A 15860-nucleotide genomic window follows, 5' to 3' on the forward strand; every position below is an offset into this window, starting at 1 on the left:
CGCCCGGCGATTTACCGCATCAAGGGCGCTTGTACGCCACACAATCGATTTCCACCTTGGCGTCCACCATCAGGCTGGACTGCACGCAGGCACGGGCGGGCGGATTTTCGCCGAAGTATTCCTTGAACACCTTGTTGAACGACGGGAAATCGCGCGCGTCGTCCAGCCATACGCCGCAGCGCACGACGTGTTCCGGGCCGTAGCCCGCTTCTTTCAAGATGCCCAGCAATTGCTGGATGGCCTTGTGGCATTGCGCCACCGTGCCGCCCTCGATGACTTCCCCGTTTTCCATCGGCACCTGACCGGATACGTGCAGCCAGCCGTCGGCCGCGACCGCGCGCGCGAACGGCATGTGCGAACCGCCCTGGCCGGTGCCGCCGCCGACGCCGTAGCGGGTGATGCCGTTTTGATCGGGGGTGGGAGTGTTGCTCATGGTTGTGCTCCTGAATTCGTAGTGGGCAAGGAAGATTGGGGCAAGGAAGATCGGGGCAAGGAAGATCGGGGCAACGGCGAGGGCGAAGATCAGGGCGAGGACGAATAGGGCGACGCCGCCGCGAAGCTGGCGCGCAAATCGCCATTGCGCGGCAGCCAGCGGCCCGCGCGTTCGCCGGTGGCCTGGCCCTTCTGATAGGACAGCGCGCCGTTGACCCACACGGCCTCGATGCCGGCTGCCGTCTGCACCGGCTGGGCGAAGGTGGCGCGGTCGATGACGGTATCGGGATTGAACAGCACCAGATCCGCGTGATAGCCCTCGCGCACCAAGCCGCGATCAGCCAGGCCGAAGCGGGCGGCGGACAGCCCGGTCATCTTGTGCACCGCCTGGATCAGCGGCAGCAAGCCCACGTCACGGCTGTAGTGGCCCAGCACGCGCGGAAACGCGCCCCACAGGCGCGGGTGCGGCATCGGGTCGTTGGGCAGGCCGTCGGACCCCACCATCGTCAGCGGATGCGACAGCACGCGGCGCACATCGTCCTCATGCATGTTGTGATAGACGGCCCCAGCCGGTTGCAGGCGGCGCGCGGCGTCCAGCAAGGACACGCCCCAGTCGGCCGCCACATCGGCCAGCTTGCGCCGCGCCTGCTCGGGGTGCGGCACCGACCACGTGATGTCGATATCGAATTCGTCGGTCACCTGCTTCAAATCCAGCGTGGACGAGCTGGCCGAATACGGATAGCAATCGCAGCCCACATGCTGCATGCGGCCTGCGTTTTCCAGCGTGAACAGCACTTCCTTCGTGCGGCCCCAGTTGCCCGCGCCCGCGCATTTCAGGTGCGACACCACGACCGGCCCGCGCGCGTGCCCGGCAATGTCGAACGCTTCCTGCATCGCGTCCAGAATGGCCGCGAATTCGGAACGCAGGTGCGTGGTGTACAGCGCACCAAACTCATCCAGGGCTTCGGCCAGCAGTTTGACTTCAGCGGTGTCGGCTTCAATGGCGGACGCGTAGGCCAGGCCCGTGCTAAGCCCGATGGCGCCGTGCGCCAGCGCATCGCGCAGCTGTTCGCGCATGGCCAGCACTTCGTCGCGAGTGGCGGCGCGGTCCAGGCGGTCCATGTGGTTGCTGCGCAGGGCGGTATGGCCGACCAGCGCGGCCACGTTCACGGCCGGACCCGCGGCTTCGATGGCGCGCGTGTAGTCGCTGAAGCTGGGGTAGTTGAAGTCTTCGCGGCCACCCAGCAGGTTCATCGGGTCCGGCGGGTCGGCGCGCAGCGACACGGGCGAGGCGCTGATGCCGCAGTTGCCCACCACCACGGTGGTCACGCCCTGCGACAGCTTGGGCAACATGTCCGGGGTGCGGATCACGTTGGTGTCGTCGTGCGTGTGCACATCGATGAAGCCGGGCGCCAGCGCCAGGTCGGTGCCGTTGATGATCTGGCGCGCTTGCGCGCCCGGCAATGCGCCGATAGCCGCGATGCGGCCGTCGGCCAGGGCAACGCTGGCGCGATACTCGGGGCCGCCCGTGCCGTCCAGGACACGGACGTTGCCGATAAGGGTGTCGTACATCTTGGGTTCCAGGTTCAATCGCCCAGCGGCAAGCGGTTGGGGCCACCACGGTGTTCGTCCAGCGCCAGCTTGATGCGGCGCAGGCGTTCGCGGTTTTCCTCTTGGTTCAGCATGGCCAGTTCGGTCGACAGCAAGTCGATGGCCAGCATCATCGCGTAGCGCGATGCCGAGGGTTTGTAGATGAAGTCGGTTTCGTCCGTGCGGATGGGCAGCACCACGTCGGCCAGCTTGGCCAGTTCGGACGTTGCGTCGGTGATGGCGACGATGCGGGCGCGATACTGTTTCACGATGCGGGCGGCGCCAAGGATTTCCGGCGTCAGGCCCGACGCCGACAGCACCAGCACGGCGTCGTGCTCGGTAAGCGTGGCGGCCACCATGCGCAGCAGCACGGCATCGCTGTACACCGCGATGGGATAACCCAGCCGCACCAGCCGCGACTGCACTTCCTGCGCCAGCACGGCCGATGCACCGCCCATGCCGAACACGTAAATCATCCGCGCGCCATCCACGATGGATGCCGCCTGTTCGAACAGCGGTTCGGTGAACGTGGGCAGATGCGCGCGCAGCGTGCTTTCGATGTCGGCGTAGATGCGCGCGTAAAAGGTGCTTTCCTCGGCCGGCGCGCTGGGGTCCAGGAAACGGCTGCCCACCGTGCTGGCCTGCGCCAGCTTCATTTTCAGGTCACGCGTGTCGTCGCAGCCCACGGTGCGCGCAAAGCGCGAAATCGTGGCGATGCTGACGCCGGCCTTGGTGGCCAGCTGATCGACGGTGGCGCTGGCGCCCCAGATGATGTCGTCAAGAATGGCGTCGGCCACCTTGCGTTCGGTCACGCTCAATGCGTCCCGCCGACTGCGTATCTGGAAGACGATGTCGCGGATGATGTCCATGTGGGGTTTCCTGGGTCTGATCGGGTCGTGCAATGCGCTAGGCCGCCAGCTCGGGGGCGTCCAGGCGCGAACAGGCCACGAAGTGGCCCGCGCCCACCTGGACGGCTTGCGCCTCGATGGTGGCGCAGGCGTCGATCGCGTGGGGGCAGCGTGTACGGAACACGCAGCCGGACGGCGGATTGACCGGGCTGGGGATATCGCCCTTGAGCAGAATACGCGATCGCGGCGCGCGCGGATCCGGCACGGGCGCGGCCGACAGCAGTGCGCGAGTATAGGGGTGGCGCGGGCGCGCATAGACTTCGCTGGTGGGCCCGCGTTCCATCACGCGGCCCAGATACATCACCACCACTTCATCGCACAGGTAATCCACCACGGCCAGGTCGTGCGCCACGAACAGCATGGTCAGGCCCAGGTCGCGTTGCAGGTCTTGCAGCAGGTTAAGCACCTGCGCCTGCACGGATACGTCCAGCGCCGACACCGGTTCGTCCGCCACGATGAAATCGGGTTCAACGGCCAGCGCGCGTGCGATGCCGATGCGCTGGCGCTGTCCGCCCGAGAATTCATGCGGATAGCGGCGGCTGTGGTCCGCGTTCAGGCCCACGCGTTCCAGCAGTTCGCCGATGCGCGCGGCGCGGCGGTGCTGCGCCAGCTTGTGCGTGTCCAGCGCTTCACCCAGGATCTCGGCCACCGTCATGCGGGGGTTGAGGCTGGCGTACGGGTCCTGGAACACGATCTGCATGCGGCGGCGCCACGGCAGCATCTGCTTTTCGTTCAGATGCGTGATGTCGGTGCCGTCAAACAGCAGGCGGCCGGCGGTGGGCTTGAACAGGCGCAGCAAGGCGCGGCCCGTCGTGGTCTTGCCCGACCCCGATTCGCCGACCAGGCCGACGATGGTGTTGCGCGGCACATCGAAGCTGACGCCGTCCACGGCGCGCACGACCGGCGCATTACGGGCTTGCGACGTGGGGAAGTGGACCTTCAGGTCTTCAATGCGGACCAGCGGGTCTTCGGCCCGCACGGTGGCTTGGGGGCTAGTCATATCGGATTCACCTTGATGCAGCGCGCGCGGTGTTCCGCCTGCACCGCAACCAGTTCGGGCACGGCGGCGCGGCAATCGTCCGCCGCCAATTCACAGCGCGGGGCGAAGGTGCAGCCGGCGGGCAGCGACAGCACGCTGGGTACGTTGCCGGGAATGGCGCGCAGCCGTTCGCCCGAGGCCAATAGCGCGGCCGTGGGCAGGCAGGACAAGAGGCCGCGGGTGTATGGGTGCGTGGGCTTTTCGAACAGGTCGTAGACACCCGCGTCTTCCACCACGCGGCCGGCGTACATGACGGCGACGCGATGCGCGATCTCGGCCACCACGCCCAGGTTGTGCGTAATGAACAGGATGCTCATGTTCATTTCTTTTTGCAGCCGGCGCAGCAGGTCCAGAATCTGCGCCTGCACGGTCACGTCCAACGCGGTGGTGGGCTCGTCGGCGATCAGTACCGCCGGGTTGCAGGCCAGCGCCAGGGCGATCATCACGCGTTGCCGCATGCCGCCCGACATCTGGTGCGGATATTCGTTGACGCGCCGGTCGGCGGCCGGGATTTCCACGCGTTCCAGCATTTCGCGGGCGCGGCGGATGGCCGACGCATACGAACCGCCTTCGTGCTGCAACACGGCTTCGGCGATCTGGTCGCCTACCGTGTACAGCGGGTTAAGGCTGGTCATGGGTTCCTGGAAGATCATGGCGATTTCGGCGCCGCGTATCTTCTGCAGGGTGGCGGACGAAGCATGTGCCAGGTCATGCTGCACGCCCTGGCGGTCGCGAAACAGGATCTTGCCCGATTCGATGCGGCCCGCCGGCTTGGGCAACAGCCCCATGATGGACAGGCTGGTCACGGATTTTCCGGAACCGGATTCGCCCACGATGGCCAGCGTTTCACCGCGCGCCAGATCAAAGGTGACGCCGTCCACGGACTTGGCGATGCCGTCGCGGCTGTGGAACCAGGTCTTGAGCCCTTCCACGGACAGCACGACGTCTCGGTTGCTTGACGTCATGATTACAGCTCCTTGCGCAGGCGCGGGTCGAGTACGTCGCGCAGTCCGTCGCCCACCAATTGCAGCGACAGCACGGACAGCACGATGGCGATGCCGGGGAAAATCATGATCCAGTCGGCTGAACCCATGTATTGCTGGCCGGCGTTGATCATGGTGCCCCAGGTGGGAATGTCGGGCGAAACGCCCACGCCCAGGAACGACAGGCCGGCTTCGGCCAGGATCGCGTAGGCGAAGATGAACGTGCCTTGCACCAGGATGGGCGACACCAGGTTGCGCAGCACGTGCACGGTGACGATGCGCCACGTGGGCACGCCCAGCGCGCGGGCGGCTTCCACGAACGGCAATTCGCGAATCACCAGCGTGGACGCGCGCACGATGCGGGCCAGGCGCGGTGTGTAGACGATGCCCAGCGCAATCACCACGTTGATCAGCGACGGGCCCAGGGCGGCCACTAGCGAAATGGCCAGCAGGATGTCGGGAAACGCCATCATGGCGTCGATCAGCCGCGAGACGAACTTGTCGGCCGACCGGAAAAAGCCCGCCACGAGCCCTAGCGCAATGCCCAGCACGCTGGACACGATCACGACGGAAAAGCCCACCATCAGCGACAGGCGGCCGCCGTAGATGACGCGGCTGAAGACGTCGCGGCCAAAGTCGTCGGTGCCGAACCAGTGCGCGGCGCCCGGCGCCTTCAGCCGGTTCATGATGGACAGCTTGAAGGGGTCGTAGGGGCTGACCCACGGCGCCAGCAGCGCGGCGGCCACCAGCACGATGATGACGATCAGGCTCAGCAGCACGGTCTTGCGCGACACCAGCAGGCGCAGCACCTGCCAGCGGTCGGCGCCGCCGGCGGAGTGGGGGGAAGTTGCAATAGCCATATCAGTAGCGCACCCGGGGGTCGACCAGCAGGTAGAGCAGGTCGATGATCAGGTTGATCAGGACGTAGATGGCCGCGATGATCAGCAGCGCGCCCTGGATGACGGGGTAGTCGCGGCGCAGCACGGCGGACACCACGAGGCTGCCCACGCCGGGCAGGCCGAACACGGTTTCCGTCACGACCGCGCCGCTGATCAAGAGCGCGGTGGTCAGGCCCAGCACGGTCAGGATGGGAATCAGCGCGTTGCGCACGGCGTGTTTCAGGATGACCTTGCTCTCCGGCAGGCCCTTGGCGCGCGCGGTGCGCACGTAATCGTCGCGCAGCACGTCCAGCATGCTGGCGCGAATAAAGCGGGTGATCAGCGCCGAGTTGACCAGGCCCAGCACCACGGCGGGCAGGATCAGGTGCGACAGGCGCGTGGCCAGCGAGGCATCCGGGCCGCCATAGCCCGACACCGGCAGCCAGCCCAGCTTTACCGAGAAAATCTGCATCAGCAGCAGGCCGAGCCAGAAGCTGGGCACGCTGGAGGTAAACATCGAGAACGACAGCACCGACTGGTCCAGCGTGGTGCCGCGTTTGACCGCCGACAGAATTCCCACCGGCAGCGCGATGGCGCTGGCAATCAGCAGCGACATCAGCGTCAGCAGAATCGTGGGCTCGGCACGGTCAGCCAGGGCGGAAAGCACCGGCTTGTTCATGAAGATGGACTGGCCCAGGTCGCCTTGCAGCAGCTTGCCCAACCACGACACGTATTGCAGCGCCATGGGCTGGTCCAGCCCCAACTGCGCGCGCAGCGCGGCGATGTCCTGCTGGCTGGCCTGCGGCCCTAGCATCACCGCCGCCGGATCGCCGGGCGTGACGCGGATGATGACGAACACGATGGTCGCGACGATAAACATCACGGCCACCAGCCCCACCAGCCGGTTCAATAGATAACGCAACACGATAGAGTCCTAGAAAAGCGGCAATCAGTGCACGCGGACGAAAGACGGCTTGGGGCGCGGCAGGCGGCGGGATCTATTCACCGCCTGGCCGCGCGTTTCCCTACTTACTTGGCGCTTTTCCACGCGTTCCAGAAGTACGGCCACGGAGCGGGCTGCGTGCCTTGCAGCGACGGCGAGCGCGCGGCCTGGGCGTTGAAGTCGCCCACCTTCACGAACGGAATTTCGTCATACACGGCCTGCTGCACGTCGGCCCAGCGCTTGATGCGTTCTTCCTGCGTGCGCGCCTGATTGAAGGCGTCCATCACCTGTGCGCGGCGCGGCGTGTCCCACCAGCCGGGCGCGTCCTTGGACGGGAAATCGATCAGCGCGGGTTCGGGCAGGAACACGCTGTGGGTAATGAAGATGTCCCACACGGCCGGGTCCTGGCGGCGCTGCGTCAGCGTGGCCCAGTCCACCACCTGCATGTCCACCGTAAAGCCGGCGGCCTTCAGATATTCCGCGGCCACCAGCGCCATCTTGTAATGGAATTCGTACTGCTGGCTGGTCAGGATGCGGATTTTCTTGTCGGCCACGTTGGCGCCGTCCAGCAGCTTCTTGGCAGCGGCGGCATCGCCCTTGTTGTAGACCTTGCCGCCCAGCGACGTGGCCCACGGGTAGCCTTCGGGATACAGGTCGCCGTTCAGCTTGTAGAAGTCCTTGTTGCCGAACGCGGCGAACAGCATGTCTTCTTCATTCAGCGCCAGCTGCACGGCCTGGCGCACGGCCAGGTTGGACATGATGCCTTGCTTGGTGTTGAGCACCAGGCGCGGCCAGCCGAAGGGCTTGAGCATCACCGGGTCGGAACGGCCGCCCTTGAGCTTGGCCAGCGCTTCCACGGGCAGCGAGTCGACATAGTCGAACTGGCCGGCGGCGGCGGCTTCGGAACGCGTGTTGGCGTTGCTGACCGGCACAAAGCGGATTTCGTCCAGGTACTGCTTGCGGGCGCCGCCGTAACCGTCGGGCTCGCCGTCGCGCTGCTTGTAGCCGTCAAAGCGCACCAGCTGGATGTACTGGTCCGGCACGCGGGCCTTCAACTGGTAAGGGCCCGTGCCGACGATTTCAGTCAGCACCGGCGCGATCTTGCCCTTGGGCATGATGACGGCGGCGGCGTTGTTCATGGCCAGCAGCGCGGTCAGGGGCGCATAGGGCTGCTTGAGCGTGATGCGGATGGTGTTGGCGTCGGGCGCCTCGATGCTGCTGATGACCTTGGCCGCGCCCTTGCCGCGCGTGGCGGTTTCGGTCCAGCGCTTCAGGGACGCCAGCACGTCGGACGAATCCATCTTCGAGCCGTCATGGAACGTGATGCCCTGGCGCAGCGCAATCGTGTAGACCAGGCCGTCGGGCGTGACGTCGGGCATCTTTTCGGCCAACAGCGGGGTCAGGTTCCACTTGGCGTCGAAGGTGTAGAGCGTTTCGAAGAAATGCTGCGTCAGGATGCCGACCAGATCCGCCGTGCTGGTCATCGGGTCCAGCGTGGGCGGTTCACCGATGGTGGCGACGGATATCGTGCCCCCCTTGACCGGCGTGGCACTCAGGGCGGGGGACGTCATTGCGGTCAAGCCAATTGCGCCGGCCGCGAGCAGGCTGGTCAGCCCACTGCCTCGCCGGGAGGGTCGGAAGTTCATGATTCTCTCTCCAGAGGGTCAAAAACAAACAGGTTGTCGCGTGTGATCGGATTCGCGCCGGGATCCCGGTCGTCGTGCAGCAGCCCCCTAGGGCCAGGCGCGGTGCGGCGGGCTAGGGGGTGTTCAGAAGAAGGTTTCGGCCACGTCGGTGACGCGGTACTGCTCGTCCACCAACAAGACCTGGCGCCACTTGTCGAACGTCAGGCAGGGGTGGGAAATGTCGAAGGCGATCATGTCGCCGACCTGGATGTCGTCGCCGTCGGCGATCTGCATGAAGGCATGCTGGTCCATCATGGCGGTCAGTTTCCACGCCTGGGGTGCGGCGCCGGGGACGCTTTGGCCCGGCGTGGCGTCGCTCGACCTGACGTCGCTCGACCTAACGTGGCCCGGCCGAAAATGCAGCGCGGGCGTGGGCAGGCCGGCGTCGAAAGCGGCATCGCGCTTGCCCAGCGCAATGATGGCGCGGCCGGGTTCGGGCAGCGACTGCACATAGGCCCAGACCTGCAAGGCGGGCAACAGGCCCGGTTCCATTTTTTGCGCGACGGGGTTGTGGGCGTTGATGCGTTCAGCGGCGGACCGGTAGACGCCCACGTCGTGTGACAGGTAGCAGCCAGGGCGCAGGATCACTTCCAGCGGCGCGCCGATATCCAGTTGCGAAAATTCTTCGGCCACCACATCAAACCAGGCCGAGCCCGCGCCGGAAATAATGGCGGGGCCGTTCTTGCGCAGGCGGCCGGCCGTGGCCAGTCCGCGCAGCGCGTCGGTGGCGCGGCGCAGGAACGCGCGGATCGCGCCTTCTTCCTGCAACACGCCTTCATAGACTTCAATGCCGGCCAGCGCCAGGCTGGGCCAACGGCCGATTTCGTCGATCAGCGCTTGCAACTGCGCATCATCCCGCACGCCGGTGCGTCCGCCCGTGGGGCCAAGTTCGATCAGCACGGGCAGGGTCAGGCTCTGTTCGGCAAAGAACTGGCCTAGCTGGGCGGCGTTGGCGGGGGAATCGACGATGCAGAAATAGGTGAACGCCGGGTCTTGCAGCAGGCGCGCGATGATGGCCATGTTGGCGCGGCCCACCAATTGATTCGCCATCAGCACGCGGCGGATGCCGTGCTGGTACGCGGCTAGCACCTGCGGCGCGGTCGCCAGCGTGATGCCCCACGCGCCGTTGTCGATCTGGCGCTTGAACAGCGCCGGGCTCATCGTGGTCTTGCCGTGGGGCGCCAGCTTGACGTGGTACGCCTCCATGAACTGCTGCATCCATTGCAGGTTGTGGCGCACGCGCGCCTCGTACAACACGGCCACGGGCAGGCTGACGTCTTCGTTCAGCAGGTTCCAGTTCAGGGCGGCCACACCGGCCGTCGTACAGGACTCGGGGAACGCGCCCAGGCCTTTGCCGTTCACATCCAACAGGGCTGCGGGGGAAGAGGAATGGATCATGGCGGCGCGCTCGTTATGGAAAATATTTACGTGGAAATGATTTTTTTTCATTATCGTGAAAGAAATTTACAAAGGCAGCTAGGGCTTACCCGTACGGTGCGGGCCGGCCAAGTTGGCGCGACAATAGGAAATTCGCGAAAAAACCGCGCTCCACGAAGGAATAGCCATGTTGAAAGTTGCCTTGGGCCAGTTCGCCGTCAGCCGAGTCTGGGAAGAGAACGCGCAGGTCTGCATCGACCTGATGGAGCGGGCCAGCGCGGGCGGCGCCGGCTTGCTGGTCTTGCCCGAAGGCATCCTGGCGCGCGACATCACCGACCCGCAAATCGTGCTGAAAGCCGCGCAGCCGCTGGACGGCCCGTTCATGACCCGCCTGCTTGAGGCCAGCCGGGGTTCGTCGCTGGCCACCATGATGTGCGTGCACGTGCCCACGGGCGAAGGCCGCGTCTGGAATACGCTGGTCACGGTGCAGGACGGCCGCATCGTGTCGCAATACCGCAAGCTGCACCTGTACGACGCCTTCACGATGAAGGAATCCACCAATGTCACGCCGGGCACCGAGATCCCGCCGCTGCTGGACATCGCCGGTTTGCGCGTCGGGCTGATGACCTGCTATGACGTGCGCTTTCCCGAACTGGCGCGCCGCCTGGCGCTGGACGGCGCCGACCTGCTGGTGCTGCCCGCCGCCTGGGTGCGCGGGCCGCTCAAGGAAATGCACTGGGAAGTGCTGGTCACGGCCCGCGCGCTGGAGAACACCTGCTACGTGGCGGCCACCGGCGAATGCGGGGAACGCAATATCGGATGCAGCATGGTGGTGGACCCGCTGGGCGTGGTCACGGCGCGCGCGGGCGAGGCCCCGGCGCTGGTGTTTGCCGACATCGACCCGGAGCGCCTGGCGCATGCCCGCAAGGTGCTGCCGGTGCTGGCCAACCGACGCTTCGGCCCGCCCGAACTGGCCTAGGGCACGGTCGGTCCGCCGAGCCTGGCGCGCAGCCGGAAAGGGCGCGGCGGTCATGGTGTAATGCTGACTTGATCTTCTTGCCGTCTTCCCCCGTCTGCTGCCAATGAGCAACGATCTCTTCGCGGCCGATCCTGCGCATCGGCCCTATGTGCCCCTGGCCGAGCGCCTGCGCCCGCGCACCTTGTCCGACGTGGTCGGGCAGTCGCACCTGCTGGGGCCAGACAAGCCCCTGCGCGTGGCGTTTGAATCCGGTCGCCCACATTCCATGATTTTCTGGGGGCCGCCCGGCGTGGGCAAAACCACGCTGGCGCGCCTGATGGCCGATGGTTTCGACGCGCAATTCATTGCCATTTCGGCGGTGCTGGGCGGCGTCAAGGACATCCGCGAAGCGGTCACGGTGGCGCAAGTGGCGCAAGGCCAGGGCCGCCGCACCATTCTGTTCGTTGACGAGGTGCACCGCTTCAACAAGGCCCAGCAGGACGCGTTTCTGCCCTATGTGGAAAGCGGCCTGTTCACCTTCATCGGCGCCACCACGGAAAACCCGTCTTTCGAAGTGAATTCGGCGCTGTTGTCACGCGCCCGTGTGTACGTGCTGCAATCGTTGTCGCCCGAGGAATTGCAGCAGTTGGTGGATCGCGCCGTGCATGCCCTGAACGAAGGGCTGGACGACGGCGAGGCCGCCATCCGCATCGAACCGGATGCCCGCGAGCAGCTGGCCGCCTGGGCCGACGGCGATGCGCGGCGCCTGATCAGCGCGGTGGAAGTGGTGGCGGAATCGGCGCAGTCGGCCGGTCGCGACACGGTGGACGCGGCCTGGCTGGAAATATCCCTGTCGCAGAACCTGCGCCGCTTCGACAAGGGCGGCGACGCGTTCTACGACCAGATCAGCGCCCTGCACAAGTCGGTGCGCGGCTCGAATCCGGATGCCGCACTGTATTGGTTCTGCCGCATGATCGACGGCGGCGCCGATCCCAAATACCTGTCGCGGCGCCTGGTGCGCATGGCGGTCGAGGACATCGGCCTGGCCGACCCGCGCGCCACCGACCTGGCCGTGAACGGCGCCGATATCTACGAACGCCTGGGATCGCCCGAGGGCGAGCTGGCGCTGGCGCAAGCCGTGGTCTACATGGCTTGCGCGGCCAAATCCAACGCCGTCTACAACGCCTACAACCAGGCGCGCCAGTTCGCGGCCGAACACGGCAGCGCGCCGGTGCCGATCCACCTGCGCAATGCGCCCACCAAGCTGATGAAGCAGCTGGGCCACGGCAAGGCCTATCGTTATGCCCACGACGAGCCGCACGGCTATGCCGCCGGCGAACAATATTTCCCTGATGGACTCAAGCCTTCCTTCTATCGGCCGACCGATCGCGGCCTGGAGGCTAAAATCCAGCAAAAGTTGGCATTTCTGCGCGAGCTGGACGCGCAGGAACGCGCCAAGAACCGGTAACGGGCCCCGGCCCGCCGCCTTCACGCAACCTCAACCGACATCAACATGCTAGACCCGATACTGCTGCGCAAAGACCTGCAAACCGTCGTCGACCGCCTCAAGAGCCGTGGCGTGTCCTTCGACACGGAACGGTTCAACGACCTGGAATCTCGCCGCAAGGCCGTCCAGACCGAAACCGAGTCCCTGCAAGCCCGCCGCAACGCGCTGGCCAAGCAGATCGGTCAGTTGAAGGCCAAGGGCGAAGACGCCAGCGCCGTCATGGCCGAATCGCAGGCCGTGCCCGTTCGCCTGAAGCAGCTGGAAGAAGAGCTGGCGGCCTTGCAGGCCCCGCTGAACGACCTGCTGATGTCGGTGCCTAACCTGCCGCACGCCAGCGTGCCGCTGGGTGAATCCGCCGACGACAACGTCGAAGTACGCCGCTGGCTGCCCGGCGCCGCCGGCGCTGACGGCAACCCGCCCGCGCTGGCGTTTGAAGCGCGCGACCACGTCGCCATCGGCGAGCCGCTGGGTCTGGACTTCGACATGGCCGCCAAGCTGTCGGGCGCGCGCTTCTCGTTCATGCGCGGCCCCATCGCCCGCCTGCACCGCGCGCTGTCCCAGTTCATGCTGGACCTGCAAACGGGCGCCCACGGCTACACCGAGTGCTATACGCCGTACATCGTCAACGCGTCCACCTTGTACGGCACGGGCCAGTTGCCCAAATTCAAGGACGACATGTTCGCGGTGTCCAAGGGCGGTGGCGATGACGACCCGAAGGTCGACGCCGCTGGCAACCCCTATGTGCGTGAAGACCAATACCTGATTTCGACGTCTGAAATCACGCTGACCAGCGTGGCGCGCGACACGATCCAGGCCGCCGCCGATCTGCCTTTGAAGCTGACGGCGCACACGCCTTGCTTCCGTTCGGAAGCCGGCAGCGGCGGCCGCGACACGCGCGGCATGATCCGCCAGCATCAATTCGACAAGGTCGAAATGGTGCAGATCACGCAGCCGGATCAATCGTATGAAGCGCTGGAAGACATGGTCGGCCACGCCGAGCGCGTGCTGCAACTGCTGGGTCTGCCGTATCGCGTCATGCTGCTGTGCACCGGCGATATGGGTTTTGGTTCGGCCAAGACCTATGACCTGGAAGTGTGGCTGCCCGCGCAAAATACCTGGCGCGAGATTTCGTCCGTGTCCAACTGCGAAACATTCCAGGCGCGACGCATGCAGGCCCGCTTCCGTAATGCGCAGGGCAAACCGGAATATGTGCACACGCTTAATGGGTCTGGCCTGGCCGTGGGCCGCGCGCTGGTGGCGGTGCTGGAAAATCATCAACAAGCCGACGGCAGCGTATTGATTCCCGAGCCGCTGCAACCCTATATGGGTGGTTTGACGGTGCTGAAACCCTGACGCGCATTACGTCTATCGGCCATTTGGCGGATAAGAAAACGGAGCCTGGCGGCTCCGTTTTTTTTTATCATAGCGACACATTGCTGTCTTTTTTACTCATTATCATCACAGTGTGAGTGCATGAATTTGATGTGAGCAATTGTGTATTTCTAATATAAGGGCCGGATAGTTGCGGCACAATACACCCGCGTTCTTCACGCTTCATTCACTTATATAACAAGGAGTTGTCCATGACTTCAAGAATGATTGGAGATTTTCGTGTGAGATGCTCTGTGGCTCGCGAAGACGAGCAGGGCTACCGCGTGCAGATATGGACCCGCCGAGTCGGTGGAACCGCGCCGGAAAAATGCTGGACGGTACCCGGACAGGCGCCGTTCTCGGATTTGCACGAAGCAGAGCAGGAAAGCCGTCAGTTGTTCCAAGAAATCAATGGTGTGCGTTTTAATGGTGAACCGGAGTTTGCCCATGCGTCCGCATAATGGTTGGTGGCGCGCGTCCAGTGCGCCGCGCAGATGGATTGATCTAGTACAGGAATCGCCGCGTTGGGTGGATGGCAAGCCCGAGCCGGTGTCGCAAAAATCCGCCCTGGTGGCGGAAAAACCGCTAAGAGCCCCTGCGGCTTGATAGTCATCCACCGGGGCACCGGACATTGTCCCCACGGAAAAAAGGCCACTCTTTCGAGTGGCCTTCGTATTTATCTGCGCCAATCTCCATGGCCCTTGCCATGGCCGTGCCCGCCACGATAATACCCGGGGCCCGGACCGTAATAACGCGGGGGCGGACCGCCGCGCCAGTGGGGGCCACCACGGTAATACACCGGGGCAGGGTAAACCACCGGAGGCGCCACGTAGACGGGAGGCGGACGGTAGTAAACCGGAGGCGGCGGAGCCACGTAAACGGGAGCGGGGGCAACGTATACCGGCGCGGGATACACCACACCAGGCACGCCGATGGAAATACCCACATCCACTCGGGCCAAGGCCACGCTGGAGATCAGCAGACCTGCGGCACCCACACCAGCAATAAGCCACTTTTTCATGTTGCACCTGCCTGCTGCACGACACAGCAAAGTTATTTGACGCCTCTATTTTCGGGCTTTTCGGTCGCGTATTCGTAAGTGGGCCAAGCCCAATAGCGACAATCCGCAACCGTCCCCCGTGACTGGGCAGCCATCGTGCTGCGATGCGGAACTAGTACTTCTGCTCTGGTAGGTCCAGATCTGAAATCGATTGAAATGAAGTGGAATGCGATGAAGTCAGCGTGTGAAGTTACACCCGGTCACCATCCGCGCGCGGCGGCGTGGCGACATCGCTACAGCGTTTGGGTGCGCCGGTATTCCACCACCCAGACCCAGGGGTTGGCGGCCCACGCGTGCGAACCATAGCGCTCGCACCACATCAGCGCAAACGCCGTTTGAAGAGGAACGCCGGGCAATAACGCGGACGCCTGATAGATCGCTTCGGTGCCTTCAGCGCGGGCGTCGGCTTCGGTCAGGGTTTGCAGCCGTTGAATACGCACGCCCACAACCAACGCATGCGCGAACGGGGTGCCCGCTTCATCGGTTAATACAATGCTCTCTCCGGATTTACCGAAAGGGCATCTGACCCAGCTGGAGGTGCGGCGTAATTCTGTGGGGTTATCGCGATCAGGGCCCATGGCGACCCAGCGCCCGGCGTCGGCCGCGTCCGCATACCAAGCTGTGGTGAGCTTGGTGGGCTGCGGTTTCAGGATGCGTCGGCTCTGTACTTTGGAGCCCGCCAGAACGGCTTGCTTGAGCGGTTCGCTGAATTGAAGTGACTGCCTTTTCATGCGCGCGCTGTTCTCCTATCTACCTACGTCCGCGGTTTCCCAGTGCCGCAGCGTGACACATGCACCAGCTAATTCAGATCAGGATCACGCAGTATGACGTGTCGTGTTCAGGCTGTCAGGCAAGCTTTGTATTTGTGTTGTCTTTTTGTCTTGTGGTGTTGTTTGTATACTCGAGCAATGACTACTGACCTGCATAATCTCAAGCCCGGGTACTACTGGTACACCATGGCCAATGACCCGCTGGCCGTTATCCACATCCATGAAGACGGTGGCGCATCGCTTATGGGTTCGGACTATCGCATCGGCGCCGAAGGCGTTGCCGACATGGTCCGCCAAGGCGAACGCTTTTTCTGGATCGAACCGCCGCAGGTCTGAGCACCAAGGCTGATACGGGCGGG

At 64.6% G+C, this 15860-nt stretch carries 16 protein-coding genes; 5 read left to right on the forward strand and 11 right to left on the reverse strand.

What is annotated here, in order from left to right; all coding sequences use genetic code 11:
* Positions 1-19: 19 nt before the first annotated feature.
* From ACNPP0_RS14005 to ACNPP0_RS14045, 9 genes are all read right to left on the reverse strand, one after another.
* Positions 20-433, reverse strand: a complete 414-nt coding sequence (locus tag ACNPP0_RS14005) for a RidA family protein (RefSeq protein ID WP_332612633.1) — start codon at positions 431-433, stop codon at positions 20-22.
* A gap of 89 nt (positions 434-522) precedes the next feature.
* The gene (locus tag ACNPP0_RS14010; protein WP_448706221.1) at positions 523-2004 is read right to left on the reverse strand and encodes an N-acyl-D-amino-acid deacylase family protein; all 1482 of its coding nucleotides are present in this window, start codon (positions 2002-2004) and stop codon (positions 523-525) included.
* Positions 2005-2018: 14 nt separating this feature from the next.
* Positions 2019-2891, reverse strand: a complete 873-nt coding sequence (locus ACNPP0_RS14015; RefSeq protein WP_046803381.1) for a MurR/RpiR family transcriptional regulator — start codon at positions 2889-2891, stop codon at positions 2019-2021.
* A gap of 37 nt (positions 2892-2928) precedes the next feature.
* Complete coding sequence (locus ACNPP0_RS14020) at positions 2929-3930, reverse strand: ABC transporter ATP-binding protein (protein WP_448706222.1); 1002 nt, start codon at positions 3928-3930, stop codon at positions 2929-2931.
* Entirely contained in the window at positions 3927-4934 is a 1008-nt protein-coding gene (locus tag ACNPP0_RS14025; RefSeq protein ID WP_332612630.1) for an ABC transporter ATP-binding protein, read from the reverse strand. The genes ACNPP0_RS14020 and ACNPP0_RS14025 overlap by 4 nt, the downstream gene beginning before the upstream one ends.
* 2 nt (positions 4935-4936) lie before the next feature.
* A complete protein-coding gene (locus ACNPP0_RS14030; protein ID WP_448706223.1) occupies positions 4937-5812 on the reverse strand; it encodes an ABC transporter permease in 876 nt (291 codons plus the stop codon).
* Position 5813: 1 nt separating this feature from the next.
* On the reverse strand, positions 5814-6755 hold the full coding sequence (locus tag ACNPP0_RS14035) for an ABC transporter permease (RefSeq protein WP_006217836.1): 942 nt from the start codon (positions 6753-6755) through the stop codon (positions 5814-5816).
* A 104-nt stretch (positions 6756-6859) separates the two neighbouring features.
* A complete protein-coding gene (locus tag ACNPP0_RS14040) occupies positions 6860-8419 on the reverse strand; it encodes an ABC transporter substrate-binding protein (RefSeq protein ID WP_319308182.1) in 1560 nt (519 codons plus the stop codon).
* A gap of 123 nt (positions 8420-8542) precedes the next feature.
* Positions 8543-9856: an amino acid deaminase gene (locus tag ACNPP0_RS14045; RefSeq protein WP_448706224.1), complete on the reverse strand. Its 1314-nt coding sequence runs from the start codon at positions 9854-9856 to the stop codon at positions 8543-8545.
* A 166-nt stretch (positions 9857-10022) separates the two neighbouring features.
* On the opposite strand from ACNPP0_RS14045, the gene ACNPP0_RS14050 reads away from it, so the two are divergent.
* The 4 genes from ACNPP0_RS14050 to ACNPP0_RS14065 all read left to right on the forward strand — a co-directional run bounded on the left by ACNPP0_RS14050 (position 10023) and on the right by ACNPP0_RS14065 (position 14132).
* Complete coding sequence (locus ACNPP0_RS14050; protein WP_104143638.1) at positions 10023-10814, forward strand: deaminated glutathione amidase; 792 nt, start codon at positions 10023-10025, stop codon at positions 10812-10814.
* 103 nt (positions 10815-10917) lie between these two features.
* A complete protein-coding gene (locus ACNPP0_RS14055) occupies positions 10918-12261 on the forward strand; it encodes a replication-associated recombination protein A (protein WP_046803375.1) in 1344 nt (447 codons plus the stop codon).
* Between the two features lie 45 nt (positions 12262-12306).
* The gene (gene serS / locus ACNPP0_RS14060; RefSeq protein WP_332612626.1) at positions 12307-13653 is read left to right on the forward strand and encodes a serine--tRNA ligase; all 1347 of its coding nucleotides are present in this window, start codon (positions 12307-12309) and stop codon (positions 13651-13653) included.
* 230 nt (positions 13654-13883) lie between these two features.
* Complete coding sequence (locus ACNPP0_RS14065; protein ID WP_082134366.1) at positions 13884-14132, forward strand: hypothetical protein; 249 nt, start codon at positions 13884-13886, stop codon at positions 14130-14132.
* Between the two features lie 215 nt (positions 14133-14347).
* Here the strand turns inward: ACNPP0_RS14065 and ACNPP0_RS14070 are convergent, their stop codons facing one another.
* Both ACNPP0_RS14070 and ACNPP0_RS14075 read right to left on the reverse strand, forming a co-directional pair.
* Complete coding sequence (locus ACNPP0_RS14070; RefSeq protein ID WP_448706225.1) at positions 14348-14692, reverse strand: virulence factor; 345 nt, start codon at positions 14690-14692, stop codon at positions 14348-14350.
* A 272-nt stretch (positions 14693-14964) separates the two neighbouring features.
* Positions 14965-15462: an ASCH domain-containing protein gene (locus ACNPP0_RS14075; RefSeq protein WP_332612624.1), complete on the reverse strand. Its 498-nt coding sequence runs from the start codon at positions 15460-15462 to the stop codon at positions 14965-14967.
* A gap of 177 nt (positions 15463-15639) precedes the next feature.
* On the opposite strand from ACNPP0_RS14075, the gene ACNPP0_RS14080 reads away from it, so the two are divergent.
* Positions 15640-15837: a hypothetical protein gene (locus tag ACNPP0_RS14080; protein ID WP_082134365.1), complete on the forward strand. Its 198-nt coding sequence runs from the start codon at positions 15640-15642 to the stop codon at positions 15835-15837.
* Positions 15838-15860 lie beyond the last annotated feature (23 nt).

This window comes from Achromobacter semiaridum, from assembly GCF_053543755.1.

What these genes read in the sequence shown, in the direction of transcription:
- ACNPP0_RS14005 (WP_332612633.1), bottom strand. Translation starts at nt 433, where the DNA reads ATGAGCAACACTCCCACCCCCGATCAAAACGGCATCACCCGCTACGGC.
- ACNPP0_RS14010 (WP_448706221.1), bottom strand. Translation starts at nt 2,004, where the DNA reads ATGTACGACACCCTTATCGGCAACGTCCGTGTCCTGGACGGCACGGGC.
- ACNPP0_RS14015 (WP_046803381.1), bottom strand. Translation starts at nt 2,891, where the DNA reads ATGGACATCATCCGCGACATCGTCTTCCAGATACGCAGTCGGCGGGAC.
- ACNPP0_RS14020 (WP_448706222.1), bottom strand. Translation starts at nt 3,930, where the DNA reads ATGACTAGCCCCCAAGCCACCGTGCGGGCCGAAGACCCGCTGGTCCGC.
- ACNPP0_RS14025 (WP_332612630.1), bottom strand. Translation starts at nt 4,934, where the DNA reads ATGACGTCAAGCAACCGAGACGTCGTGCTGTCCGTGGAAGGGCTCAAG.
- ACNPP0_RS14030 (WP_448706223.1), bottom strand. Translation starts at nt 5,812, where the DNA reads ATGGCTATTGCAACTTCCCCCCACTCCGCCGGCGGCGCCGACCGCTGG.
- ACNPP0_RS14040 (WP_319308182.1), bottom strand. Translation starts at nt 8,419, where the DNA reads ATGAACTTCCGACCCTCCCGGCGAGGCAGTGGGCTGACCAGCCTGCTC.
- ACNPP0_RS14045 (WP_448706224.1), bottom strand. Translation starts at nt 9,856, where the DNA reads ATGATCCATTCCTCTTCCCCCGCAGCCCTGTTGGATGTGAACGGCAAA.
- ACNPP0_RS14050 (WP_104143638.1), top strand. Translation starts at nt 10,023, where the DNA reads ATGTTGAAAGTTGCCTTGGGCCAGTTCGCCGTCAGCCGAGTCTGGGAA.
- ACNPP0_RS14055 (WP_046803375.1), top strand. Translation starts at nt 10,918, where the DNA reads ATGAGCAACGATCTCTTCGCGGCCGATCCTGCGCATCGGCCCTATGTG.
- serS (WP_332612626.1), top strand. Translation starts at nt 12,307, where the DNA reads ATGCTAGACCCGATACTGCTGCGCAAAGACCTGCAAACCGTCGTCGAC.
- ACNPP0_RS14065 (WP_082134366.1), top strand. Translation starts at nt 13,884, where the DNA reads ATGACTTCAAGAATGATTGGAGATTTTCGTGTGAGATGCTCTGTGGCT.
- ACNPP0_RS14070 (WP_448706225.1), bottom strand. Translation starts at nt 14,692, where the DNA reads ATGAAAAAGTGGCTTATTGCTGGTGTGGGTGCCGCAGGTCTGCTGATC.
- ACNPP0_RS14075 (WP_332612624.1), bottom strand. Translation starts at nt 15,462, where the DNA reads ATGAAAAGGCAGTCACTTCAATTCAGCGAACCGCTCAAGCAAGCCGTT.
- ACNPP0_RS14080 (WP_082134365.1), top strand. Translation starts at nt 15,640, where the DNA reads ATGACTACTGACCTGCATAATCTCAAGCCCGGGTACTACTGGTACACC.